Annotated in this window: 19 protein-coding genes; 18 read left to right on the top strand and 1 reads right to left on the bottom strand. The window is 69.9% G+C overall.

All coding sequences use genetic code 11. The annotated features are described in order from the left end of the window. Positions 1 to 28 precede the first annotated feature (28 nt). The 13 genes from LJ657_RS10740 (at position 29) to LJ657_RS10680 (ending at position 14,247) form a co-directional block, all read left to right on the top strand. Entirely contained in the window at positions 29 to 1,549 is a 1,521-nt protein-coding gene (locus LJ657_RS10740) for a UDP-N-acetylmuramoyl-L-alanyl-D-glutamate--2,6-diaminopimelate ligase (protein ID WP_232648202.1), read from the top strand. Positions 1,550 to 1,553: 4 nt separating this feature from the next. Beyond that, positions 1,554 to 2,960 (top strand): UDP-N-acetylmuramoyl-tripeptide--D-alanyl-D-alanine ligase, encoded by a 1,407-nt coding sequence (locus tag LJ657_RS10735; RefSeq protein WP_232648201.1) that lies wholly within the window; start codon positions 1,554 to 1,556, stop codon positions 2,958 to 2,960. Continuing rightward, positions 2,960 to 4,030 (top strand): phospho-N-acetylmuramoyl-pentapeptide-transferase, encoded by a 1,071-nt coding sequence (gene mraY, locus LJ657_RS10730; RefSeq protein WP_232648421.1) that lies wholly within the window; start codon positions 2,960 to 2,962, stop codon positions 4,028 to 4,030. Before LJ657_RS10735 ends, mraY begins: the two co-directional genes overlap by 1 nt. Beyond that, on the top strand, positions 4,012 to 5,439 hold the full coding sequence (gene murD / locus LJ657_RS10725; RefSeq protein WP_232648200.1) for a UDP-N-acetylmuramoyl-L-alanine--D-glutamate ligase: 1,428 nt from the start codon (positions 4,012 to 4,014) through the stop codon (positions 5,437 to 5,439). The genes mraY and murD overlap by 19 nt, the downstream gene beginning before the upstream one ends. 234 nt (positions 5,440 to 5,673) lie before the next feature. Continuing rightward, positions 5,674 to 7,035 (top strand): putative lipid II flippase FtsW, encoded by a 1,362-nt coding sequence (gene ftsW, locus LJ657_RS10720; RefSeq protein WP_232648199.1) that lies wholly within the window; start codon positions 5,674 to 5,676, stop codon positions 7,033 to 7,035. Between the two features lie 6 nt (positions 7,036 to 7,041). Beyond that, positions 7,042 to 8,139, top strand: coding sequence for an undecaprenyldiphospho-muramoylpentapeptide beta-N-acetylglucosaminyltransferase (gene murG / locus LJ657_RS10715; RefSeq protein WP_232648198.1), 1,098 nt, complete (start codon positions 7,042 to 7,044; stop codon positions 8,137 to 8,139). Positions 8,140 to 8,173: 34 nt separating this feature from the next. Continuing rightward, positions 8,174 to 8,968: a cell division protein FtsQ/DivIB gene (locus LJ657_RS10710; protein WP_232648197.1), complete on the top strand. Its 795-nt coding sequence runs from the start codon at positions 8,174 to 8,176 to the stop codon at positions 8,966 to 8,968. Positions 8,969 to 9,246: 278 nt separating this feature from the next. Next, the gene (gene ftsZ / locus LJ657_RS10705; RefSeq protein ID WP_232648196.1) at positions 9,247 to 10,443 is read left to right on the top strand and encodes a cell division protein FtsZ; all 1,197 of its coding nucleotides are present in this window, start codon (positions 9,247 to 9,249) and stop codon (positions 10,441 to 10,443) included. A 26-nt stretch (positions 10,444 to 10,469) separates the two neighbouring features. Beyond that, positions 10,470 to 11,177, top strand: a complete 708-nt coding sequence (pgeF, locus tag LJ657_RS10700; RefSeq protein WP_372487896.1) for a peptidoglycan editing factor PgeF — start codon at positions 10,470 to 10,472, stop codon at positions 11,175 to 11,177. A gap of 5 nt (positions 11,178 to 11,182) precedes the next feature. After that, on the top strand, positions 11,183 to 11,902 hold the full coding sequence (locus LJ657_RS10695; protein WP_232648194.1) for a YggS family pyridoxal phosphate-dependent enzyme: 720 nt from the start codon (positions 11,183 to 11,185) through the stop codon (positions 11,900 to 11,902). A gap of 128 nt (positions 11,903 to 12,030) precedes the next feature. Then, positions 12,031 to 12,672 carry a cell division protein SepF gene (locus LJ657_RS10690; RefSeq protein ID WP_099928165.1) on the top strand — a complete coding sequence of 214 codons (642 nt, stop codon included), beginning with the start codon at positions 12,031 to 12,033 and terminating at the stop codon, positions 12,670 to 12,672. A 73-nt stretch (positions 12,673 to 12,745) separates the two neighbouring features. Beyond that, the gene (locus LJ657_RS10685) at positions 12,746 to 13,030 is read left to right on the top strand and encodes a YggT family protein (protein WP_007448661.1); all 285 of its coding nucleotides are present in this window, start codon (positions 12,746 to 12,748) and stop codon (positions 13,028 to 13,030) included. 56 nt (positions 13,031 to 13,086) lie between these two features. Next, the gene (locus LJ657_RS10680) at positions 13,087 to 14,247 is read left to right on the top strand and encodes a DivIVA domain-containing protein (RefSeq protein ID WP_232648193.1); all 1,161 of its coding nucleotides are present in this window, start codon (positions 13,087 to 13,089) and stop codon (positions 14,245 to 14,247) included. A gap of 183 nt (positions 14,248 to 14,430) precedes the next feature. Here LJ657_RS10680 and ileS read toward each other — a convergent pair whose 3' ends face one another. After that, a complete protein-coding gene (gene ileS, locus LJ657_RS10675) occupies positions 14,431 to 17,574 on the bottom strand; it encodes an isoleucine--tRNA ligase (RefSeq protein ID WP_232648192.1) in 3,144 nt (1,047 codons plus the stop codon). 604 nt (positions 17,575 to 18,178) lie between these two features. Here ileS and LJ657_RS10670 point away from each other — a divergent pair. From LJ657_RS10670 to LJ657_RS10650, 5 genes are all read left to right on the top strand, one after another. After that, positions 18,179 to 19,702 (top strand): TraR/DksA family transcriptional regulator, encoded by a 1,524-nt coding sequence (locus LJ657_RS10670; protein WP_269786291.1) that lies wholly within the window; start codon positions 18,179 to 18,181, stop codon positions 19,700 to 19,702. Between the two features lie 61 nt (positions 19,703 to 19,763). Continuing rightward, complete coding sequence (gene lspA, locus LJ657_RS10665; RefSeq protein ID WP_232648191.1) at positions 19,764 to 20,339, top strand: signal peptidase II; 576 nt, start codon at positions 19,764 to 19,766, stop codon at positions 20,337 to 20,339. Between the two features lie 88 nt (positions 20,340 to 20,427). Further along, positions 20,428 to 21,372: an RluA family pseudouridine synthase gene (locus tag LJ657_RS10660; protein ID WP_232648190.1), complete on the top strand. Its 945-nt coding sequence runs from the start codon at positions 20,428 to 20,430 to the stop codon at positions 21,370 to 21,372. Next, positions 21,369 to 21,842: a GNAT family N-acetyltransferase gene (locus tag LJ657_RS10655; RefSeq protein WP_232648189.1), complete on the top strand. Its 474-nt coding sequence runs from the start codon at positions 21,369 to 21,371 to the stop codon at positions 21,840 to 21,842. Before LJ657_RS10660 ends, LJ657_RS10655 begins: the two co-directional genes overlap by 4 nt. An 85-nt stretch (positions 21,843 to 21,927) precedes the next feature. Further along, positions 21,928 to 23,514, top strand: a complete 1,587-nt coding sequence (locus LJ657_RS10650) for a Na+/H+ antiporter (protein WP_232648188.1) — start codon at positions 21,928 to 21,930, stop codon at positions 23,512 to 23,514. Positions 23,515 to 23,525: the final 11 nt, after the last annotated feature.

The following is a 23,525-nucleotide window of genomic DNA, read 5'->3' as shown; positions in this document are numbered from 1 at the left end:
GTCCCAAACCACCCAGAAGGGCGCATCCGTGACATATCCGGGGCCCCCCAGGCCGGTGCAGGTATCCGCCACACCCCTCGCGGAACTCGCCGATCAGCTGGGTGCCACCGCGCCGGAGGGTCCCGCCGAGGTCACGGGCATCACCCATGACTCGCGCGCCGTCCGCCCCGGCGACCTGTACGCCGCCCTGCCGGGCGCTCGTCTGCACGGCGCCGACTTCGTCACCCAGGCCGCCGGCCTGGGTGCGGTCGCCGTGCTGACCGACCCGACCGGCGCCGAGCGCGCCGGGGCCACCGGTCTGCCGGTCCTGGTCGTGGACGAACCACGGGCGCGGATGGGCGAGCTGGCAGCCACGATCTACGGCCACCCCGGCCGTGATCTGCTCCAGATCGGCATCACCGGCACCTCCGGCAAGACGACCACGGCCTATCTCGTCGAGGGCGGCCTGAAGACCAAGAGCAACACCGGTCTCATCGGCACGGTCGAGATGCGCGTCGGCGACGAGCGCATCAAGTCCGAGCGCACCACCCCCGAAGCCACCGACCTGCAGGCCCTGTTCGCGGTCATGCGCGAGCGCGGCGTCGAGGCGGTGGCCATGGAGGTCTCCAGCCACGCGCTGGTCCTCGGCCGGGTCGACGGCTGCGTCTTCGACATCGGCGTGTTCACCAACCTCAGCCCGGAGCACATGGAGTTCCACTCCGACATGGAGGACTACTTCCGGGCCAAGGCGCAGCTGTTCACCCCGCAGCGCAGCAGGCTCGGCGTCGTCAACCTCGACGACGAGTACGGCCGCCGGCTGGCCAAGGAGGCCACCGTCCCGGTCGTCACCTTCTCCGCCGAGGGCCACCCCGACGCCGACTGGCGCGCCGAGGGCGTCGAAATCGGCTCCATGGACTCGACGTTCACCGTGATCGGCCCCGAGGGCGAGCAGATCGCCGCCAAGTCGCCGATCGCCGGCCCCTTCAACGTGGCCAACACCCTCGCCGCGATCGTCGCCCTCGCCGCCGCGGGCCTCGATCCGCAGACCGCCGCCGACGGCATCGCCGCCGTACCGGGCGTGCCCGGCCGCCTGGAGCGCGTGGACGCCGGCCAGCCGTATCTCGCGGTCGTCGACTACGCCCACAAGACCGACGCCGTCGAATCGGTCCTGCGCGCCCTGCGGCATGTCACCGAGGGCAAGCTGCACGTCGTGCTCGGCTGCGGAGGCGACCGGGACCAGACCAAGCGGGCGCCGATGGGCGCGGCCGTGGCCCGCCTCGCCGACACCGCCGTACTGACTTCGGACAACCCCCGCTCCGAGGACCCCCTCGCCATCCTTGCAACCATGCTGGAGGGCGCGGCGTCCGTACCAGCACACGAGCGCGGCGAGGTCCAGGTCTTCGAGGACCGGGCCGCCGCGATCGCCGCAGCCGTCGCCCGAGCGCGGCCCGGAGACACCGTGCTGGTCGCGGGCAAGGGCCACGAGCAGGGCCAGGACATCGCCGGGGTGGTCCGTCCCTTCGACGACCGCCAGGTACTTCGCGAAGCTATCCAGAAGACCCAGGGATGAACTTGTGATCGCCCTCTCTCTCGCCGAGATCGCAGAAGTCGTCGGCGGGCAGACGCACGACATACCGGATCCGTCCGTCCAGGTCACGGCTTCGGTCGTACGGGACTCCCGCGAGGTGCGGCCCGGCAGCCTCTTCGTCGCCTTCGTCGGCGAACGGGTTGACGGCCACGACTTCGCCACTCAGGTCGTCGAAGCGGGCGCGGTCGCCGTACTGGCATCGCGCCCCGTCGGCGTGCCCGCGATCGTGGTCGAGGACGTCCAGAGCGCCCTCGGCGCCCTCGCCCGCCATGTCGTACGACGCCTCGGCGCCACCCTCGTGGCCCTCACCGGCTCCGCGGGCAAGACCAGCACCAAGGACCTGATCGCCCAGGTCCTGCAGCGCAAGGCGCCGACGGTGTTCACGCCCGGCTCGCTCAACAACGAGATCGGGCTGCCCCTCACCGCCCTGTCCGCCACCGAGGAGACGAAGTTCCTCGTCCTGGAGATGGGCGCCCGCGGCATCGGCCACATCCGCTACCTCGCCGACCTGACGCCCCCGAAGGTCGGCCTCGTCCTCAACGTGGGCACCGCCCACATCGGCGAGTTCGGCGGCCGCGAGCAGATCGCGCAGGCCAAGGGCGAACTGGTGGAGTCCCTTCCGGAGGACGGCGCCGCGATCCTCAACGCGGACGACCCCCTCGTACGGGCCATGGCGTCCCGTACGAAGGCGAGGGTGCTGCTCTTCGGCGAGGCCGACGAAGCGGACGTACGCGCCGAGAACGTGCGACTCACGGACACGGGACAGCCTGCCTTCAGACTCCACACACCCTCCGGTGCAAGCGATGTGACCATGCGCCTGTACGGTGAGCATCACGTGTCGAACGCGCTCGCCGCGGCCGCCGTCGCCCATGAGCTGGGCATGTCCGCGGAAGAGATCGCCACCGCGCTCTCCGAGGCGGGCTCCCTCTCCCGGTGGCGCATGGAGGTCACCGAGCGACCGGACGGCGTGACCATCGTCAACGACGCCTACAACGCCAACCCCGAGTCCATGCGGGCCGCCCTGCGCGCGCTCGCGGCGATGGGCCGGGGGCGGCGGACCTGGGCGGTGCTCGGCAAGATGGCCGAGCTCGGGGACGAGGCGCTCGCCGAGCACGACGCGGTCGGACGGCTCGCCGTCCGGCTCAATGTCGGCAAGCTCGTCGCGGTCGGGGGCAGGGAAGCGTCCTGGCTGCAACTGGGCGCATATAACGAGGGTTCGTGGGGTGAGGAGTCGGTGCACGTGTCCGACGCACAGGCGGCGGTCGACCTGTTGCGCAGCGAGTTGCGCCCGGGGGACGTCGTCCTCGTGAAGGCGTCCCGTTCGGTCGGCCTCGAGAGCGTCGCCCAGGCGCTCCTCGAGACCGGGGCCGAGGGTGAGGTTGCCGCCCGATGATGAAGCAGATCCTGTTCTCGGGAGTCATTGGCCTCTTCCTGACGCTGGTCGGCACCCCGCTGCTGATCAAGCTGCTGGCCCGCAAGGGCTACGGCCAGTACATCCGGGACGACGGGCCGCGCGAGCACGCCAGCAAGCGCGGTACGCCGACCATGGGCGGCATCGCCTTCATCCTGGCGACGGTGGCCGCGTACTTCCTCTCCAAGGTGATCACCGGCTACGCCCCGAGCTACTCGGGCGTGCTGGTGCTCGGTCTGATGTGCGGCATGGGCCTGGTCGGCTTCCTCGACGACTACATCAAGATCGTCAAGCGGCGTTCGCTGGGCCTCAGGGCCAAGGCGAAGATGGCCGGCCAGCTGATCGTCGGCATCAGCTTCGCGGTGCTCGCCCTGCAGTTCCAGGACTCCCGTGGCAACGCCCCGGCCTCCACCAAGCTGTCGTTCATCACGGACTTCGGGTGGACGATCGGCCCGGTGCTGTTCGTGGTCTGGGCGCTGTTCATGATCCTCGCGATGTCGAACGGCGTGAACCTCACCGACGGTCTGGACGGTCTCGCCACCGGCGCCTCGGTGCTGGTCTTCGGCGCCTACACCTTCATCGGCGTCTGGCAGTTCCAGGAGTCCTGCGCCAACGCGCAGACCCTCACCAACCCCAACGCCTGCTACGAGGTACGCGACCCGCTCGACCTCGCGGTCATCGCCTCCGCGTTGATGGGTGCCTGCCTGGGCTTCCTGTGGTGGAACACCTCACCCGCCAAGATCTTCATGGGTGACACCGGTTCGCTCGCCCTCGGCGGTGTCCTCACGGGCCTGGCCATCCTCTCCCGCACGGAGCTGCTGGTGGCCATCATGGGCGGTCTGTTCGTCCTCATCACCATGTCGGTGGTCATCCAGGTCGGCTCCTTCCGGCTCACCGGGAAGCGCGTCTTCCGGATGGCGCCACTCCAGCACCACTTCGAACTCAAGGGGTGGTCCGAAGTCCTTGTGGTGGTCCGCTTCTGGATCATCCAGGGCATCTGTGTGATCGTCGGACTGGGCCTCTTCTATGCGGGATGGGCAGCGGACAAGTGACCGACTGGCAGGGCAAGCACGTCACCGTCGCCGGGCTCGGCGTCTCCGGTATCCCGGCGGCCAAGGTGCTGCACGCGCGCGGGGCCGTCGTCACGGTCGTCAACGACGGCGACGACGCACGCGCGCGTGAACAGGCCGCCGAGCTGGAGGCCCTGGGCATCACGGTGCGCCTCGGTGACGGCGCAACCCTGCCCGAAGGCACCGAACTCGTCGTCACCACGCCGGGCTGGAAGCCGGACAAGCCGCTGTTCACGGCGGCCCGCGAGGCCGGCCTGGAGATCTGGGGCGACGTCGAACTCGCCTGGCGTCTGAGAGGCCCCGATGCGGCCCCCTGGCTGGCCGTCACCGGCACCAACGGCAAGACCACCACCGTCCAGATGCTGGCGTCGATCCTCAAGGCCGCCGGGCTGCGCACCGCTGCCGTCGGCAACATCGGCGTCTCGCTGCTCGACGTGGTGCTCGGCGAGGAGCAGTACGACGTCCTGGCCGTGGAGTTGTCCAGCTACCAGCTGCACTGGGCGCCCTCCCTGCGCGCCCACTCCGCCGCAGTCCTGAACCTGGCCCCCGACCACCTCGACTGGCACGGTTCCATGGAGGCGTACGCCGCCGACAAAGGCCGTATCTACGAGGGCAATCGCGTCGCCTGCGTCTACAACGCCGATGCCACCGACAAACCGTCCACCGAGGACCTGGTGCGCGAGGCGGACGTCGAGGAGGGCTGCCGCGCCATCGGCTTCACCCTCGCCACCCCCGGCCCGTCCCAACTCGGCGTCGTGGACGGCATCCTGGTCGACCGCGCCTTCGTGGACAACCGGCAGAAGAACGCCCAGGAGCTCGCCGAAGTCTCCGACGTCGACCCGCCGGCCCCGCACAACATCGCCAACGCCCTTGCGGCGGCCGCCCTCGCGCGCGCCTTCGGGGTGCCCGCCGCGGCCGTACGCGACGGCCTCAGGAACTTCACCCCGGACGCGCACCGCATCGCGCATGTGGCCGACGTGGCCGGGGTCGCCTACATCGACGACTCCAAGGCCACCAACACACATGCGGCTGAGGCCTCGTTGGCGGCCTACGAGTCCATCGTCTGGATCGCGGGCGGGCTCGCCAAGGGCGCGACCTTCGACGAGCTGGTCGCCAAGTCGGCAGAGCGACTCCGTGGTGCCGTCCTCATCGGCGAGGACCGCGCCCTCATCCGTGAAGCCCTCGCGCGACACGCGCCCGAAGTACCCGTCGTCGACCTCGACCGGACCGACACTGGGGCGATGCTCGCGGCTGTCCAGGAGGCCCAGCGGCTCGCGGCCGCAGGCGACACGGTGCTGCTGGCCCCGGCCTGCGCCTCGATGGACATGTTCGCCAACTACAACAAGCGCGGTGACGCGTTCGCAGCAGCGGTCCGCGAACTCGGCGCCTGACCCGGCCGCCTGCAGCCGGGCGACCTTGGGAGGGACGCGTGGGATCGTCCAGGGCTAGGGCCTGTCGTTCGGATCGGGCCAACTGCAACATGCCGCGCCTCTTGGCCGCTCCGAGTGGGGTCATGGGGGTCAGCGGAGCGTCGGCGCGTGACGAGAGGGCGGCAGATGTGCGGGGCAGACCGCGCGTCGCCGGGCCGATGAGCCGCACGGGCTCCACGGACGGCGGAGGATCCGATGCCCGGTAGTCGGACCGGACGTCCGCCCGTGCAGGGGGCCGTCCGGCGGCCCGCCGCATCCGGGCCGGCCCGCGACAACGCCGTACGTCGCCTCTACCTCAACGCCAAGCGCGCCTTGGACCGGCCGCTGACCGCGTACTACCTGATCATGGGCGGCAGTCTGCTGATCACCGTGCTCGGTCTGGTGATGGTCTACTCGGCCTCCCAGATCACGGCGCTGCAGATGTCCCTGCCGGGCTCGTACTTCTTCCGCAAGCAGCTCCTCGCCGCCGTCATCGGCGGTGTGCTGCTGCTGATCGCGGCGGTGATGCCGGTGAAGCTGCACCGGGCGCTGGCCTACCCGATTCTCGCGGGTGCGGTCTTCCTGATGGCGCTGGTGCAGGTGCCGGGGATAGGGATGTCGGTCAACGGCAACCAGAACTGGATCTCGCTCGGCGGCTCCTTCCAGATCCAGCCCAGTGAGTTCGGCAAGCTGGCGCTGGTGCTGTGGGGCGCGGACCTGATGGCCCGCAAGCAGGACAAGAAGCTGCTCACCCAGTGGAAGCACATGCTGGTGCCGCTCGTTCCCGTCGCCTTCATGCTGCTCGGGCTGATCATGCTCGGCGGCGACATGGGTACGGCGATCATCCTGACGGCGATCCTGTTCGGCCTGCTGTGGCTCGCCGGGGCGCCCACCCGCCTGTTCGTGGGGGTGCTGTCCGTCGCGGCCGCCATCGGCGTGATCCTCATCAAGACCAGCCCGAACCGCATGGCCCGGCTCGCCTGCATCGGCGCCACCGAGCCGAAGTCCGGGGTCGCCGACTGCTGGCAGGCCGTACACGGCATCTACGCGCTCGCCTCCGGCGGAATCTTCGGATCCGGGCTCGGCGCGAGTGTGGAAAAATGGGGGCAACTCCCGGAAGCGCACACGGACTTCATCTTCGCCGTCACCGGCGAGGAACTGGGCCTGGCGGGGACGCTGTCGGTGCTCGCCCTCTTCGCGGCTCTAGGCTATGCGGGTATCCGCGTGGCCGGACGTACGGAGGACCCCTTCGTCAGGTATGCCGCGGGAGGCGTGACCACCTGGATCACGGCCCAGGCCGTGATCAACATCGGTGCGGTGCTCGGCCTGCTGCCGATCGCCGGTGTCCCCCTCCCGCTGTTCTCCTACGGAGGATCCGCCCTGCTGCCGACCATGTTCGCCATCGGGCTGATGATCGCGTTCGCGCGTGACGAGCCCGCTGCGCGGGCGGCGCTTTCCATGCGGCAACCCCGCTTTGGTAGAAAGCGGGCGGGAGGCGCCCTGCGGGACCGGGGGCCTCGGAGATGGAACACGATGAGACGGCGTGCCTCGGCGGCGCGCTCGTCCGGAGAGCGGTGAATTTCGGTGCATGTCGTACTCGCCGGTGGGGGGACCGCCGGCCACATCGAGCCCGCGCTCGCCCTCGCGGACGCCCTGCGCAGGCAGGACCCCACCGTGGGGATCACGGCCCTGGGCACGGAGCGCGGCCTTGAGACCACGCTCGTTCCGCAGCGGGGTTACGAGCTCGCGCTGATCCCGGCGGTACCGCTGCCGCGCAGGCCGACCCCCGAACTGATCACCGTCCCGGGCCGGCTGCGCGGCACGATCAAGGCGACCGAGCAGATCCTGGAGCGCACCAAGGCGGACGCGGTCGTCGGCTTCGGCGGCTATGTCGCGCTGCCCGGCTACCTCGCCGCAAAGCGCCTCGGCGTGCCGATCATCATCCACGAGGCCAACGCCCGCCCCGGCCTGGCCAACAAGATCGGCTCGCGGTACGCCGCCAGGGTCGCCGTCTCCACCCCGGACAGCAAGCTGCGCGACGCCCGCTACATCGGCATCCCGCTGCGCCGCACCATCGCCACCCTCGACCGGGCCGCCACCCGCCCCGAGGCCCGCGCGGCGTTCGGCCTCGACCCCAACCTGCCCACGCTGCTGGTCTCCGGTGGCTCGCAGGGCGCCCGCCGCCTCAACGAGGTCGTCGAGCAGGTCGCGCCCTGGCTGCAGCAGGCCGGTATCCAGATCCTGCACGCGGTCGGTCCGAAGAACGAACTGCCACACGTGCAGCAGATGCCGGGAATGCCCCCCTACATCCCGGTAAGTTACCTGGATCGGATGGACCTCGCGTACGCCGCGGCCGACATGATGCTCTGCCGCGCGGGCGCGATGACCGTCGCCGAACTCTCCGCCGTCGGACTCCCGGCCGCCTACGTCCCGCTGCCCATCGGCAACGGCGAACAGCGGCTGAACGCCCAGCCGGTGGTCAAGGCCGGCGGCGGCCTGCTGGTCGACGACGCGGAGCTGACGCCCGACTGGGTACGGGGCAACGTCCTGCCCGTGCTCGCCGACCCGCACCGGCTGTACGAGATGTCCCGCGCCGCCGCCGAGTTCGGGCGACGGGACGCCGACGACCTGCTCGTCGGCATGGTGTACGAGGCGATCGCCGCCGGCCGTGCACGTCAATAGGGCTGTATCTCCCATGTGGTGAAAGGCAGGAAGCGTGGCCGGACCGACCACCGCCGAGCGCGGTGAACGCCAGCAGGAGTCGTCCGGCCCGTCTCCGGCACGCAGGTTGAGGCTGCGCCGCCTTCGTACGATCATCATCCTTACCGTTCTGCTCGTCCTGCTCGGGGCGGGCACGGTCTGGCTGTTGTACGGCTCCCAGTGGCTGCGCGTGCAGCGGGTGTCGATCTCCGGAACCCGGGTGCTGACGCCCGCGCAGGTGCGCGAGGCCGCCCAGGTCCCGGTCGGGGCGCCGATGATTTCCGTCGACACCGATGTCATCGAGGCGCGACTGCGCCGGAAACTGCCCCGAATTGACATGGTTGACGTGGTCCGTTCCTGGCCCCATGGAATCGGGCTGAAAGTGAGCGAGCGTACTCCGGTTCTCATTGTGCAAATGGGTGGAAAGGTCGTCGAAGTGGACCGCAAGGGGGTCCGTTTTGCCACGGTTTCCGTAGCCCCGAAAGGCATTCCCGCGCTGGAATTGAGCACCTCCTCCTCGGGGTCGTCCGCCGCGAGCCTGCGGCGCTTCGGCGAGGACCGGTTGGTGGCGGAGGCGGCGCTCGTCGCCCGCGCCGTTCCGGCCGCCGTCGCGCGCGCCACCGAGACCGTCAAGGTTCGTTCGTACGACGACATCTCACTGGAGTTGGGCGACGGCCGGAACGTCCTGTGGGGCAGTAGCGAGAAGGGTGCCGCGAAGGCCCGTGCGCTCATCGCGCTCATGAAAGCGGCGCCGGATGCGCGGCACTTCGACGTCTCGGTTCCCACCGCCCCTGCGTCATCCGGGAGTTGACGCACATCCGCGCAGGCCAGCACCCTGGTTGGGCAGCGCTACGGCTGATCACATAGGGTGAAAAGAAAAACGGGAGGTTCGGCGTGTTCGTTGAACGTGCGCCACTTGTCGACTTAGTGTCCTGTTCGGAAGACTCCAGCGAACAGTCACACTGGTAACCCTAAACTTCAACGTTAGGGTTCGGGTCGGCGTAACGGACCGTCCCAATCGGCATCAGTCGTCGGATCGCACTGACCCGCGAAACGGCGACACGTAACTCGAGGCGAGAGGCCTTCGACGTGGCAGCACCGCAGAACTACCTCGCAGTCATCAAAGTCATCGGTGTCGGCGGCGGTGGTGTCAATGCCATCAACCGGATGATCGAGGTCGGTCTCAAGGGCGTCGAGTTCATCGCCATCAACACCGACGCGCAGGCGCTGTTGATGAGCGACGCCGACGTCAAGCTCGACGTCGGCCGCGAACTCACTCGCGGACTCGGCGCCGGAGCCAACCCGGCCGTCGGCCGCAAGGCCGCCGAGGATCACCGCGAGGAGATCGAAGAGGTCCTCAAGGGGGCCGACATGGTCTTCGTGACGGCCGGCGAGGGCGGCGGCACCGGCACCGGCGGCGCGCCCGTCGTGGCCAACATCGCCCGCTCCCTGGGAGCCCTGACCATCGGCGTGGTCACGCGCCCGTTCACCTTCGAGGGACGGCGCCGCGCCAACCAGGCAGAGGACGGCATCGCCGAACTCCGCGAAGAGGTCGACACCCTCATCGTCATTCCGAACGACCGGCTGCTGTCCATCTCGGACCGCCAGGTCTCGGTGCTCGACGCCTTCAAGTCGGCCGACCAGGTCCTGCTCTCAGGTGTGCAGGGGATCACCGACCTGATCACCACGCCCGGTCTGATCAACCTCGACTTCGCCGACGTCAAGTCCGTGATGTCCGAGGCCGGTTCGGCCCTGATGGGCATCGGCTCGGCCCGCGGCGACGACCGTGCGGTGGCCGCGGCCGAGATGGCGATCTCCTCGCCGCTGCTGGAAGCCTCCATCGACGGCGCCCGCGGTGTGCTGCTCTCCATCTCCGGCGGCTCCGACCTCGGTCTGTTCGAGATCAACGAGGCGGCCCAGCTGGTCAGCGAGGCCGCCCACCCCGAGGCCAACATCATCTTCGGCGCGGTCATCGACGATGCCCTCGGCGACGAGGTGCGGGTCACCGTCATCGCCGCGGGCTTCGACGGCGGCCAGCCGCCGGCCCGCCGGGAGACGGTCATGGGCTCGTCCTCGTCGTCGGCCCGCCGCGACGAACCCACTCCGGTACGGCAGCCCGAGAGCCGCCCGTCCTTCGGCTCGCTCGGCAGCGTCACGCCGAAGGAGGACCCGGAGCCCGCTCCGGAGCCGGCGAACGACATCACGGCCGCCCCGCCGGTCCCGCCGTCGAGGTCCTACTCGGACAGCGCGGCGGAGGAGCTGGACGTGCCGGACTTCCTGAAGTGATAGGACGGCGCTCCGCAACGAGCACAGTGAACGGCGCGCACTTCGCCTTCACCGACCGGTGGGGCGGGGTGAGCGCCGTTCCGTACGAGGAGCTCAACCTCGGCGGAGCGGTCGGCGACGCCCCCGACGCCGTACGCACCAACCGTGAACTGGCCGCCAAGTCGCTGGGGATCGACCCCGGCCGGGTGGTCTGGATGAACCAGGTGCACGGCGCGGACGTGGCGGTGGTCGACGGGCCGTGGGGTGATCGTCCGGTGCCCGAGGTGGACGCCGTCGTCACCGTGGAGCGTGGTCTCGCCCTCGCCGTCCTGACCGCCGACTGCACGCCGGTGCTGCTCGCCGACCCCGTTGCCGGGATCGTGGCCGCGGCCCACGCGGGGCGGCCCGGCATGGTCGCCGGGGTCGTTCCCGCCGTCGTACGGGCCATGACGGAACTCGGCGCCGAGCCGGGCCGGATCGTGGCCCGCACCGGACCCGCCGTCTGCGGCCGGTGCTACGAAGTGCCGGACGAGATGCGCGCCGAGGTGGCCGCCGTCGAGCGGGCGGCGTACGCCGAGACGAGTTGGGGCACTCCGGCGGTGGACGTGACCGCCGGAGTGCACGCGCAGCTCGAGCGGCTCGGGGTGCGTGACCGGGAGCAGTCGCCGGTGTGCACGATCGAGTCGGGCGACCACTTCTCGTACCGCCGCGATCGGACCACGGGGCGACTCGCGGGATATGTCTGGCTGGACTGAGGGACATGAAGGATCGTAAGGACGAACTCGCCGAAAACCTGGCGAAAGTGGAGCGTCGTATCGCTGCCGCCTGTACGGCCGCCGGGCGAAAGCGCGAGGAGGTGACCCTGATCGTGGTCACCAAGACGTATCCGGCGAGCGATGTGCGGATTCTGGCGGAACTCGGTGTGCGGCACGTGGCCGAGAACCGGGACCAGGACGCGGCACCCAAGGCCGCGGCCTGCTCGGATCTGCCCTTGACTTGGCATTTTGTGGGTCAACTGCAGACCAACAAGGTGCGTTCCGTGGTCGGTTATGCCGGCTCGGTACAGTCCGTCGACCGCGCTCGGCTCGTCACGGCGCTGTCGAAGGAGGCGGTGCGGCAGGAGCGCGAACTCGGCTGCCTGATCCAGGTCGCGCTCGACGCGGACGAGAGCGGACGCGGGGAGCGCGGGGGCGTCGGGCCCGGCGGAATCGAAGAGTTGGGCGAGCTGGTGGCCCGGGCGCCGGGTCTGCGGCTGGACGGTCTGATGACCGTCGCGCCGCTCACCGGCCCCTATGCCGGGCGTGAACTGGCTGCGTTCGAGCGGTTGATGGATTTGTCGACGGACCTGCGGCGGGCCCATCCGGCTGCGAACATGGTCTCGGCAGGAATGAGTGCGGACCTCGAACAGGCCGTGGCCGCCGGAGCGACACATGTACGCGTCGGTACCTCGGTACTCGGAGTCCGCCCCAGGCTCGGGTAACGTCGCCAGGAAGTCGGACCACAGCAGAAAATATGGTCAGTGCCACCGAAGGCGGGCGCAACGACCTCGTGGATCGCGGGCACTTGGCAGTCGTCAGCCGATCCACCACAGAGCGGAGGACTCAGAGCATGGCCGGCGCGATGCGCAAGATGGCGGTCTACCTCGGCCTCGTGGAGGACGATGGGTACGACGGCAGGGGATTCGACCCCGACGACGACTTCGAGCCCGAACTGGACCCCGAACCCGAACGGGACCACCGGAGGCACGAGCCGTCCCACCAGTCCCACGTAGCACATCAGTCCCAAAGGGATGAAGAGGTGCGAATCGTGCAACCGCCCGCGTCACGCGAGCCGGTCGCACGTTCCGCTTCGCTACCCGCGGAATCCGGCCGTCCGGCGCGTATCGCGCCCGTGGCGTCCATCACACAAGAACGCGCAAACCTGGAGAAGAACGCACCGGTGATCATGCCCAAGGTCGTGTCGGAACGAGAGCCTTACCGGATCACCACGCTTCACCCGCGGACCTACAACGAGGCCCGTACCATCGGGGAACACTTCCGTGAGGGCACCCCGGTGATCATGAATCTGACTGAGATGGATGACACAGACGCGAAGCGACTTGTCGACTTTGCGGCCGGTTTGGTGTTTGGTCTTCACGGCAGCATCGAGCGGGTGACCCAGAAGGTGTTCCTGTTGTCTCCTGCTAACGTCGATGTCACGGCGGAGGACAAGGCCCGCATCGCAGAGGGCGGGTTCTTCAACCAGAGCTGAGACGCACGACCGGAAACAGCAGTACAAAGTAGTACCCAGCAGCACGGAAACAGGGGAGAGGGAAGCACCAGCAATGAGCGTGGTCCTGGATGTCGTCTACATCGCGCTGATGTGCTTCCTCATCGTGCTCATCTTCCGGTTGGTCATGGACTACGTCTTCCAGTTCGCCCGCTCATGGCAACCCGGCAAGGCGATGGTGGTCGTTCTGGAGGCCACCTACACTGTCACCGATCCACCGCTCAAGCTTCTGCGGCGGTTCATCCCGCCGCTGCGTCTCGGGGGCGTGGCGCTCGACCTGTCCTTCTTCGTACTGATGATCATCGTCTACATCCTGATCTCGATCGTGAGCCGGCTGTGATGAGCGATGTGACCTACCGTCTTGCCGAATGCCGACGACTACGTTGAGGTGAAGAGATGCCGTTGACCCCCGAGGACGTGCGGAACAAGCAGTTCACGACCGTCCGCCTCCGAGAAGGCTATGACGAGGACGAGGTCGATGCCTTCCTCGATGAGGTCGAAGCCGAACTGACCCGCCTGCTCCGCGAGAACGAGGACCTGCGCGCCAAACTGGCCGCCGCCACGCGCGCTGCTGCCCAGAACCAGCAGAACATGCGCAAGCCCCCGGAGGGTCCCGGCGGTCCCGGTCCGCAGGATCAACAGCAGGGCATGCCCCCGCAGGGGATGCGCGGTCCGGGTGCTCCCGTACCCGCCGGCATATCGGGCCCGCCGCAGCAGCAGATGGGTGGCCCCATGGGTGGTCCGCCCCAGCTGCCGAGCGGTGCCCCGCAGCTGCCCGCCGGTCCCGGCGGCGGTCAGGGTGGTCCCCAGGGTCCCGGTCCGATGGGTCAGGGTCCGATGGGCCAAGGCCACATGGGCCAGGGTCCGATGGGCGGCCAGCCTCCCATGCAGCAGCAGATGGGTGGTCCGATGGGCGGCCCCATGGGCGGTCCGATGGGCGGCCCCGGTCAGGGCCCCGGTGGCGACAGCGCCGCCCGTGTCCTCTCGCTGGCCCAGCAGACCGCCGACCAGGCGATCGCCGAGGCCCGCTCCGAAGCCAACAAGATCGTCGGCGAGGCCCGCAGCCGCGCCGAGGGTCTCGAGCGTGACGCCCGCGCCAAGGCCGACGCGCTGGAACGGGACGCGCAGGAGAAGCACCGCGTCGCGATGGGCTCCCTGGAGTCCGCCCGCGCCACGCTGGAGCGCAAGGTCGAGGACCTGCGCGGCTTCGAGCGCGAGTACCGTACGCGCCTGAAGTCGTACCTCGAGTCCCAGCTGCGTCAGCTGGAGACCCAGGCCGACGACTCGCTGGCCCCGCCGCGCACCCAGGCCGCCGCGTCGCTTCCGCCGTCCCCGGCGCCCTCCATGGCACCGGCAGGCGCGAGCGCCCCGTCGTACGGCGGGAACCCGACCATGGGTGGCGCCCCGGCCCCCGCTGCTCCGTCCTACGGCGGCCAGCAGCAGATGTCCCCGGCGATGACCCAGCCGATGGCACCGGTGAGGCCGCAGGGCCCGTCGCCGATGGGTCAGGCTCCCTCGCCGATGCGCGGGTTCCTCATCGACGAGGACGACAACTGACGGACAGTAGTACGTCTTAGACGTCGGCAGCGTTCAGGGCGGGGCCCCGGATTTCGATCCGGGGCCCCGCCCTTTTATGCGCGTTGAGCAAGGTTCGGGCCCCGCCGCCGGACATGCCGGAGGGCCCGGCTCTCCCGAGTGGGAAAGCCGGGCCCTCGTAGGTGCTCGCGCCGGAGCTTGCCCTTACACCTTGCGGAGGCGGAACGTGAGGGACAGGCCCTCGTCGGTGAACACGTCACCGTAGGAGTCGTCCGCCTCGCCCTGGCCGAAGTCGGTGGCCAGGACCTCGTCGGCGATCAGGGCCGCGTGCTCGGTGAGGGCCGCGATGACCGCCGGGTCCGTGGACGTCCAGCGCAGGGCGATACGGTCGGCCACGTCCAGGCCGCTGTTCTTGCGTGCCTCCTGGATCAGGCGGATCGCGTCACGGGCCAGGCCCGCCTGCCGCAGCTCCTCCGTGATCTCCAGGTCGAGGGCGACCGTGGCACCCGAGTCGGAGGCCACCGACCAGCCCTCGCGCGGGGTCTCCGTGATGATCACCTCGTCCGGGGCGAGGGTGATCGCCTCACCGTCGACCTGGACCGATGCCGTGCCCTCACGCAGGGCGAGTGAGAGCGAGGCCGCGTCCGCGTTCGCGACGGCCTTGGCCACGTCCTGGACGCGCTTGCCGAAGCGCTTGCCCAGGGCCCGGAAGTTGGCCTTCGCGGTCGTGTCGACCAGGCTGCCGCCGACCTCGCTGAGCGACGCCAGGGATGTGACGTTCAGCTCCTCCGTGATCTGCGTGTGCAGCTCGCGGTCGAGGGCGTCGAAGCCGGTCGCGGCGATGAGCGCCCGGGACAGCGGCTGTCGGGTCTTCACACCCGACTCCGCGCGCGTGGCCCGGCCCAGCTCGACGAGCCGGCGCACCAGCACCATCTGCTTCGACAGCTCCGGGTCGATCGCGGACAGGTCGGCCTGAGGCCAGGAGGCGAGGTGCACCGACTCCGGGGCCCCCGGCGTGACCGGCACGATCAGGTCCTGCCAGACCCGCTCGGTGATGAACGGGGTCAGCGGGGCCATCAGCTTCGTGACCGTCTCGACGACCTCGTGCAGGGTGCGCAGCGCCGCCTTGTCGCCCTGCCAGAAGCGGCGGCGCGAGCGGCGGACGTACCAGTTGGAGAGGTCGTCGACGAACGCCGACAGAAGCTTGCCGGCGCGCTGGGTGTCGTACGCCTCCAGCGCCTGCGTCACCTGGTCGGTCAGCGCGTGGAGTTCGGACAGCAGCCAGCGGTCCAGGACCGGGCGGTCGGCCGGAGCCGGATCCGCCTCGCTGGGCGCCCAGTTGGAGGTCCGGGCGTACAGGGCCTGGAAGGCGACCGTGTTCCAGTAGGTGAGGAGCGTCTTGCGGACGACCTCCTGGATGGTGCCGTGGCCCACGCGGCGTGCCGCCCACGGGGAGCCGCCGGCCGCCATGAACCAGCGCACCGCGTCGGCGCCGTGCTGGTCCATCAGCGGGATCGGCTGCAGGATGTTGCCCAGGTGCTTGGACATCTTGCGGCCGTCCTCGGCGAGGATGTGGCCCAGGCAGACCACGTTCTCGTAACTGGACTTGTCGAAGACCAGCGTGCCGACGGCCATCAGCGTGTAGAACCAGCCGCGGGTCTGGTCGATGGCCTCGGAGATGAACTGCGCCGGGTAGCGGCTCTCGAACAACTCCTTGTTCTTGTACGGGTATCCCCACTGCGCGAAGGGCATCGAACCCGAGTCGTACCAGGCGTCGATGACCTCCGGCACGCGCGTGGCGGTCCTGCCGCAGGCGTCCTTCGGGCAGGCGAAGGTGACGTCGTCGATGAACGGGCGATGCGGGTCGAGGCCGGACTGGTCGGTGCCCGTGAGCTCGGTGAGCTCCGCGCGGGAGCCGACCACCGTGAGGTGGTCGTCCTCGCAGCGCCAGATGGGCAGCGGGGTCCCCCAGTAGCGGTTGCGGGACAGCGCCCAGTCGATGTTGTTGTTCAGCCAGTCGCCGTACCGGCCGTGCTTGACCGTGTCGGGGAACCAGTTGGTGTTCTCGTTCTCCTGGAGGAGGCGGTCCTTGACGGCCGTGGTGCGGATGTACCAGGAAGGCTGCGCGTAGTAGAGGAGCGCGGTGTGGCAGCGCCAGCAGTGCGGGTAGCTGTGCTCGTACGGGATGTGCCGGAAGAGGAGGCCGCGCTGCTGGAGGTCCTCGGTGAGCTTCTCGTCCGCCTTCTTGAAGAAGACGCCGCCGACCAGGGGGACGTCCTCCTCGAAGGTGCCGTCCGGGCGCACCGGGTTCACCACGGGCAGGCCGTAGGCGCGGCAGACCTTGAGGTCGTCCTCACCGAAGGCGGGGGACTGGTGGACCAGGCCCGTACCGTCCTCGGTCGTGACGTACTCGGCGTTGACGACGAAATGCGCCTCGGCCGGGAACTCCACGAGCTCGAACGGACGTCGATAGGTCCAGCGCTCCATCTCCTTGCCCGTGAAGGTCTGGCCCGTGGTCTCCCAGCCCTCGCCGAGTGCCTTGCCGACGAGCGGCTCGGCGACGACGAGCTTCTCCTCGCCGTTCGTCGCGACGACGTAGGTGACCTCGGGGTGGGCGGCCACGGCAGTGTTGGAGACCAGCGTCCAGGGAGTCGTCGTCCACACGAGGAGCGCGGCTTCGCCGGCGAGCGGACCGGAGGTGAGGGGGAAGCGGACGTACACGGACGGGTCGACGACCGTCTCGTAGCCCTGCGCCAGCTCGTGGTCCGAGAGGCCGGTGCCGCAGCGGGGGCACCAGGGGGCGACGCGGTGGTCCTGGACCAGCAGGCCCTTGTTGAAGATCTCCTTGAGCGACCACCAGACCGACTCGATGTACTCGGGGTCCATCGTGACGTAGGCCTCTTCGAGGTCCACCCAGTAGCCCATGCGGGTCGTCAGCTCGGAGAACGCGTCGGTGTGGCGGAGCACGGAGTCACGGCACTTGGCGTTGAACTCCGCGATGCCGTACGCCTCGATGTCCTTCTTGCCGCTGAAGCCGAGTTCCTTCTCCACCGCCAGCTCCACCGGGAGGCCGTGGCAGTCCCAGCCGGCCTTGCGGGCCACGTGGTAGCCGCGCATGGTGCGGAAGCGGGGGAAGACGTCCTTGAAGACCCGCGCCTCGATGTGGTGGGCGCCCGGCATGCCGTTGGCGGTGGGCGGACCCTCGTAGAAGACCCACTCGGGGCGGCCCTCGGACTTCTCCAGGCTCTTGGCGAAGATCTTCTGCTCGCGCCAGAAGTCGAGCACGGCGTGCTCGAGCGCGGGCAGGTCGACCTGGGCGGGTACCTGGCGGTACGTCGGCGATGTCATCAGCGAGCTTCCTCCGGCGGACTTGCTGCCTTCCGTCCGGAGGGACGAGAGCCGTGTCTTTCTCTACGCCGGTGTCGGCGCGCTCCCGCGGTACCACCCTCCTTGGCTCTCCGACGCAGGCTGTGCGGCGGCGAGCCCCCTCATTGGGGTCGCGATGCCGGTTCTACCGGCCGCAGCCCTTGGGCTGTGGCTTTCTTCCGGCGGCTCCGGGGTGATCTTCACGTCGCGCCTGCCCCCGGGCTCCCACCGTCCCCGGGTCGCTCTGGGCTGCGTACGCCGCTACTCGTCCCCATCCACGCTTTTCGCTCCGCCCAGTGTACGGCGCCGCGCGGACAGCGGCCGACCGGTTTTCCCGCTCCCGTGGGAGGGGGCGCCGTACGGACGGAGCTGACCCGAATGGAGCGGTACGCGTGTTCGGATCCTGGGACGGGCGGTCCGGCGGATTACCCCGCGGGGAGCTGGGCACAACGCATGCAGGCTTGCGGAGCGGCGTGCGTGAGCCGGGCGAATCGGGCGGTGTGCCCCGTTGCCGCGGGGCTGAAGTCGATTTATCGTCCCAGCACGATTCGCGTGCAAGATCACAATATGTGAAGGGGCCGCGGCCATGGTGGCGAAGAAGACCGCCGTACAGCAGTCGGCGTCCGACGGGTCCACCCAGGCGTCCGGCGGTGCGGCCAAGGATGTGAGCGGGAAGAAGAGCGCGCGGGAAGGGCCCACGGCGCGTGCGGGGAAGGCGGCCAGGGGGGCTACGGGGACGGAGGCGGCCAACGCGGGGAAGGCCGCGACGCCGGTGAAGACGGTGCGGGGGATAGCTGCAGGGAGAGGGGCACCGGCCGCAGGGAAGACGGCCGGCAAGAAAGCGCCTGGTGAGACGGCCGGCGAGAAGAAAGCCGCCGTAAAGGAGGCGACCGCCTCCCACGTGTCGCCTTCGAAGAAGACGGCCGGGGACGAAGGGCCCGGGAAACCGGTGGCCACCGCGACGGCGGCCACCGGAAGGAAGGCGACGGCCACTGGCCGGAAGACTGCGGGCGGCAAGAAGGCGGCTGCCCGCAACGGAGCGGCCGACAAGCGCGCGGCGAAGAAGGCGGCGACGGAGAAGGCCGCCGAGAACGAGAAGGGGACCGTCGCGAAAAGGGCCGCTGCGAAGAGAACTCAGGCCGAGCAGGGCGGCGTTTCCAAGGGCGTCGTCGAGGAGGGTGCTGCGGAGCAGGCGGGGGCGGCGGCGAAGAAGGCGGCCGGCAGGAAGGCGGGGGCGAAGGGCTCGGCGGTGAAGGAGTCGACGGTGAAGAAAGCGGCAGGCAAGACAGACGCAGCCGGGAGGGCCGTCGGCCCTGAGCACGTCGCCGAACCGGCCCGGGTCGGCCGGGGCGCGAAGGAAAGTGCCGGGAAGAAGGCGGTGGCGAGGAAGAGCACGGGCGGAAAGGCCGCGACCGGGACGAGTGCGGCGGCGAAGAGCACGGCCACGAAACGTGCGAGCACGGCCACGAAGAGCGCGGCCACGAAGAGCGCGGTCGAGAAGACCGCGCCCACGAAGGGTGCCGACGTGGAGCGGGCGGGTAGGGAGACCCCTGTCGCGAAGCGAGTGGGCAGGAAGAGCACGGCCAAGAAGGCGGGCGCGGCCAAGGCCGCGGAGCAGACGGGAGCCACGACAGTGGTTGCGAAGAAGACTCCTGGCACGGCCACGGCGGACAAGACAGCCCTACCCAAGGCACGGGTCGCCGCGGCGGAGCCGGGCGAGCTTGCGGTGCGCCCCGGTGAGGACCCCTGGACCCCGGAGGAGGCCGAGGAGGCGCGTGCCGAGCTGCTGTCGGAGATGGAGCGGCTGCGCGACGAGATCACCTCGTCCGAGAGCGCCGTCGCCGGCCTGATGCGGGACTCCGGGGACGGCGCGGGCGACGACCAGGCGGACACCGGCACCAAGAACATCACGCGCGAGCACGAGCTGGCCCTCGCGGCCAACGCGCGCGAGATGCTCACGCAGACCGAGCGGGCCCTGGTACGGCTGGACGCCGGCACCTACGGGCTGTGCGAGAACTGCGGCAATCCCATCGGCAAGGCCCGGATGCAGGCGTTCCCCCGGGCCACCCTGTGCGTGGAGTGCAAGCAGAAGCAGGAACGCCGGTACTGAGGGACCACACAGGCGTGTCGTACCCTCGTCCTCAGTCAGGTACCTAGGTTGAGGGACTCACGTGGCAGAGGCGGAGCGCATCATCGGTACGCCGGATACCCCAGAGGCGGCGGGGACCGAGCCGGAGCAGGGCGAGACCGCACGCCCCAGGGGCAAGCGCCGTATCGCCGTGCTGTTCGCGGTCGCCGCGTTCGCGTACGCCCTCGACCTGGTCAGCAAGATGATCGTGGTCGCCAAGCTGGAGCACCACGCGCCGATCAGGATCATCGGGGACTGGCTGCAGTTCGAGGCGATCCGCAACGCGGGCGCGGCCTTCGGCTTCGGCGAGGCCTTCACCGTGATCTTCACGGTGATCGCGGCGGCCGTGATCGTGGTGATCGCCCGGCTCGCCCGCAAGCTCTACAGCCTGCCCTGGGCGGTCGCGCTCGGTCTGCTGCTCGGCGGTGCGCTCGGCAACCTCACCGACCGGATCTTCCGCTCGCCCGGCGTCTTCGAGGGCGCCGTCGTCGACTTCATCTCACCCAAGGGCTTCGCCGTCTTCAACCTGGCGGACTCGGCGATCGTGTGCGGCGGCATCCTGATCGTGCTGCTGTCGTTCAAGGGGCTCGACCCGGACGGGACCGTCCACAAGGACTGATCCGGCAGAACCGATGAGCAGGGGCTGATCCGCAGGTGCAGAGGGGCTTGCTTACGGGGCTGCCGGTGGTGTCCGGCATACTCGACGGGTGAGCACGATTCCCGAGATCCGTACCCTGCCCGTGCCCGACGGCCTGGAGGGCGAGCGCGTCGACGCCGCCATCTCCCGGATGTTCGGCTTCTCCCGGACCAAGGCGGCAGAGCTCGCCGCCGCGGGGAAGGTCACGGTCGACGGGTCGGTGGTCGGCAAGTCAGAGCGGGTGAGCGGTGGCGCCTGGCTCGAGGTCGAGATGCCGAAGGCGCCCGCGCCCGTGCAGATCGTCGCGGAGCCCGTCGAGGGCATGGAGATCGTGTACGACGACGATGACGTGGTCGTGATCGTCAAGCCGGTCGGAGTCGCCGCGCACCCCAGCCCCGGCTGGACCGGACCGACCGTCATCGGTGGCCTCGCCGCGGCCGGCTACCGCATCTCCACCTCCGGCGCCGCCGAGCGCCAGGGCATCGTGCACCGCCTGGACGTCGGTACGTCCGGTCTGATGGCCGTGGCCAAGTCCGAGCGCGCGTACACCTCGCTCAAGCGCCAGTTCAAGGAGCGCACGGTCGACAAGCGCTACCACACGCTGGTCCAGGGCCACCCCGACCCGACCAGCGGCACCATCGACGCCCCCATCGGCCGCCACCCCAACCACGACTACAAATGGGCGGTCACGGCCGACGGGAAGCCCTCGGTCACGCACTACGACCTCATCGAGGCCTTCCGCGCCGCGTCGCTTCTCGATGTCAAGCTCGAGACCGGCCGCACCCACCAGATCCGCGTCCACATGGCCGCCCACCGCCACCCCTGCGTCGGCGACCTGACCTACGGCGCCGACCCGACGCTCGCCAAGCGGCTGCATCTGACCCGCCAGTGGCTGCACGCCGTGCGGCTCGGCTTCGAGCACCCCGGGGACGGGCAGTGGGTGGAGCTCGCCAGCGACTACCCGGCCGATCTGCAGAAGGCCCTCGACCTGGTCCGCGAGGAGACGTACGGATGAGAACGCACGCGTACGTGGTGCGCGTCGCCGAGGACCCCGCCGACCAGGAGGCGTGCTTCGCGGTCCGCAAGGAGGTCTTCGTCGGCGAGCAGGGGGTGCCGGAGGACCTCGAATACGACGCGTACGACGCCGTGGCCGTGCATGTGCTGGCCGTACGGGAGGACGACGGGGTGCCGCTCGGCACCGGGCGGCTCCTGTACGGCGAGGCGGCCGCGGCCAAGGTCGACGGCGACCTGACGGTGGGGTCGCTGGGGCGGCTCGCCGTCACCAAGCAGGCCCGCGGGCTCGGCGTCGGGGTGGCGCTGGTGCGGGCCATCGAGGACGCGGCACGCGCGCGTGGGCTCGCGGCGGTGGATCTGCACGCGCAGACGCATGCGCTGGGGTTCTACGAGCGGCTCGGATACGAGGCCTACGGGCCGGAGTACCCGGAGGCGGGCATCCCGCACCGGGCGATGCGGCGCGCTCTGTAGCCGGAGGCCGGGAACCCCGGAGGGGCGGCGGCGTGGCAGGCTTGAGAACCGCTGCCCGTACGTCGACCTTCCCGGAGCGCTGACCGTGGATCAGTTGGCCCTGCTGTTCGTGCTGTTGCTCGGGGCCCTGGTGAGCGTCCCGGTGGGGGACCGGTTCGGGCTTCCGGCGCCGGTGCTGATGACCCTTTTCGGGATCGTGCTCGCCGTAGCGGACTTCGTCCCCAACGTCGACGTACCGCCGGATCTGATCCTGCCCCTGCTGCTCCCGCCGCTGCTGTACGCGGCGGCCCGGCGCACGTCCTGGCGGCAGTTCGCGGCGAACCGGCGGCCGATCTTCCTGCTGGCCGTGGCGCTGGTCTTCGTCACCACCGTCTGTGTGGCCGTCGTGGCGCACACGATCGTGCCGGGGCTGCCCGTCGCCGCCGCCGTGGCGCTCGGCGCGCTCGTCGCACCGCCCGACCCGGTCGCCGCGACCGCGGTCGCCGGGCAGCTGGGGCTGCCGCGCCGGCTCGTGTCCATCCTGGAGGGCGAGGGGCTGTTCAACGACGTCACGGCGATCGTGCTGTACCACGTGGCGATCGCCGCCGCTGTCAGCGGCAGCTTCACACCCGGGCGGGCCGCGCTCGACCTGGTGCTCTCCGCCGTGGTGGCCGTGGCGGTGGGGCTCGCGCTCGGCTGGGGCGCCAACCGGCTCATGGATCTGCTGGACGACCCGACCCTGCAGATCGGGATGACGCTGCTCGTGCCGTACGCCTCGTACGTGCTCGCGGAGGAGCTGCACGGGTCCGGTGTGCTCGCCGTGCTCACGACCGCGCTGTTCCTCGCCGAATACGCCACCGACGCCGACGATGTGCTGACCCGGCTGACCGGGCACGCGTTCTGGGACATCGTCGACACGCTCGTCACGGGCGTCGCCTTCGGGCTGATCGGTCTCGAACTGCACAACGCGATCAGGACGGCGTCCGGGCGGTGGGGCGAGATGCTCGGCTGGGCGGGCGTGGTCCTGGCCGTCGTGGTCGTCGTACGCCTGGTGTACCTGCTGCCGGCGACCTGGCTCACCAAGCGGCTGCACGCGAAACGGGACTACGACGAGGACATCCCGATGAGCTTGCGGGAGACCGTCGTCATGTGGTGGTCGGGGATGCGGGGAGTGGCCTCGGTGGCGCTGGCGCTGGCGATTCCGCTGACGACCGACGACGGCTCGGCCTTCCCCGACCGGGACGAGATCGTCTTCGTCGCCTTCGGGGTGATCATGGGGACGCTGGTGCTGCAGGGGCTGACCCTGCCGTGGCTGGTGAGGCGGCTGGGCGTGCAGGCCGACACGGAGCGGGAGAAGGAGTTCGAGAAGTCCCTCGCCGTCCGGGCGGCCAAGGCGGCCAAGCGGCGGCTGAAGGAGATCGAGGAGGTGGAGGAGCTGCCGGAGGAGCTGTCCGAGCAGATGCTGCGGCGGGCCTTCGACATCGGGGTGCGGATCAGTCCTGACATGGGGGACGAGGAGCGGCGGGAGGCGCATGAGAACCGGGTGCGCCGGCTGCAGCGGGTGCGGCGGATCCAGGGCGAGATGCTCAGCGCGGCCCGGCATGAGGTGCTGGCGGCGCGCAGCGAGCCCGGGGCGGATCCGGAGATCGTGGACCGGGTGCTTCGCCATCTCGACGTGCGCAGTCTGCGCTGACGCCGTGTCCG

Origin of the sequence: Streptomyces guryensis, from assembly GCF_021261325.1 — a bacterium.
Lineage (GTDB): Bacteria > Actinomycetota > Actinomycetes > Streptomycetales > Streptomycetaceae > Streptomyces > Streptomyces guryensis.
The sequence above is the reverse complement of the archived record's forward strand: the minus strand, read 5'-3'. Positions and strand labels throughout refer to the sequence as shown.

Bases quoted from the DNA above. Each gene is read 5' to 3' on its own strand.
- LJ657_RS10695 (WP_232648194.1), top strand. From the start codon at position 11,183: ATGAAGGATCGTAAGGACGAACTCGCCGAAAACCTGGCGAAAGTGGAG.
- LJ657_RS10685 (WP_007448661.1), top strand. From the start codon at position 12,746: ATGAGCGTGGTCCTGGATGTCGTCTACATCGCGCTGATGTGCTTCCTC.
- murD (WP_232648200.1), top strand. From the start codon at position 4,012: ATGGGCAGCGGACAAGTGACCGACTGGCAGGGCAAGCACGTCACCGTC.
- mraY (WP_232648421.1), top strand. From the start codon at position 2,960: ATGAAGCAGATCCTGTTCTCGGGAGTCATTGGCCTCTTCCTGACGCTG.
- ileS (WP_232648192.1), bottom strand. From the start codon at position 17,574: ATGACATCGCCGACGTACCGCCAGGTACCCGCCCAGGTCGACCTGCCC.
- LJ657_RS10655 (WP_232648189.1), top strand. From the start codon at position 21,369: ATGAGAACGCACGCGTACGTGGTGCGCGTCGCCGAGGACCCCGCCGAC.
- LJ657_RS10680 (WP_232648193.1), top strand. From the start codon at position 13,087: ATGCCGTTGACCCCCGAGGACGTGCGGAACAAGCAGTTCACGACCGTC.
- ftsW (WP_232648199.1), top strand. From the start codon at position 5,674: ATGCCCGGTAGTCGGACCGGACGTCCGCCCGTGCAGGGGGCCGTCCGG.
- LJ657_RS10690 (WP_099928165.1), top strand. From the start codon at position 12,031: ATGGCCGGCGCGATGCGCAAGATGGCGGTCTACCTCGGCCTCGTGGAG.
- LJ657_RS10670 (WP_269786291.1), top strand. From the start codon at position 18,179: ATGGTGGCGAAGAAGACCGCCGTACAGCAGTCGGCGTCCGACGGGTCC.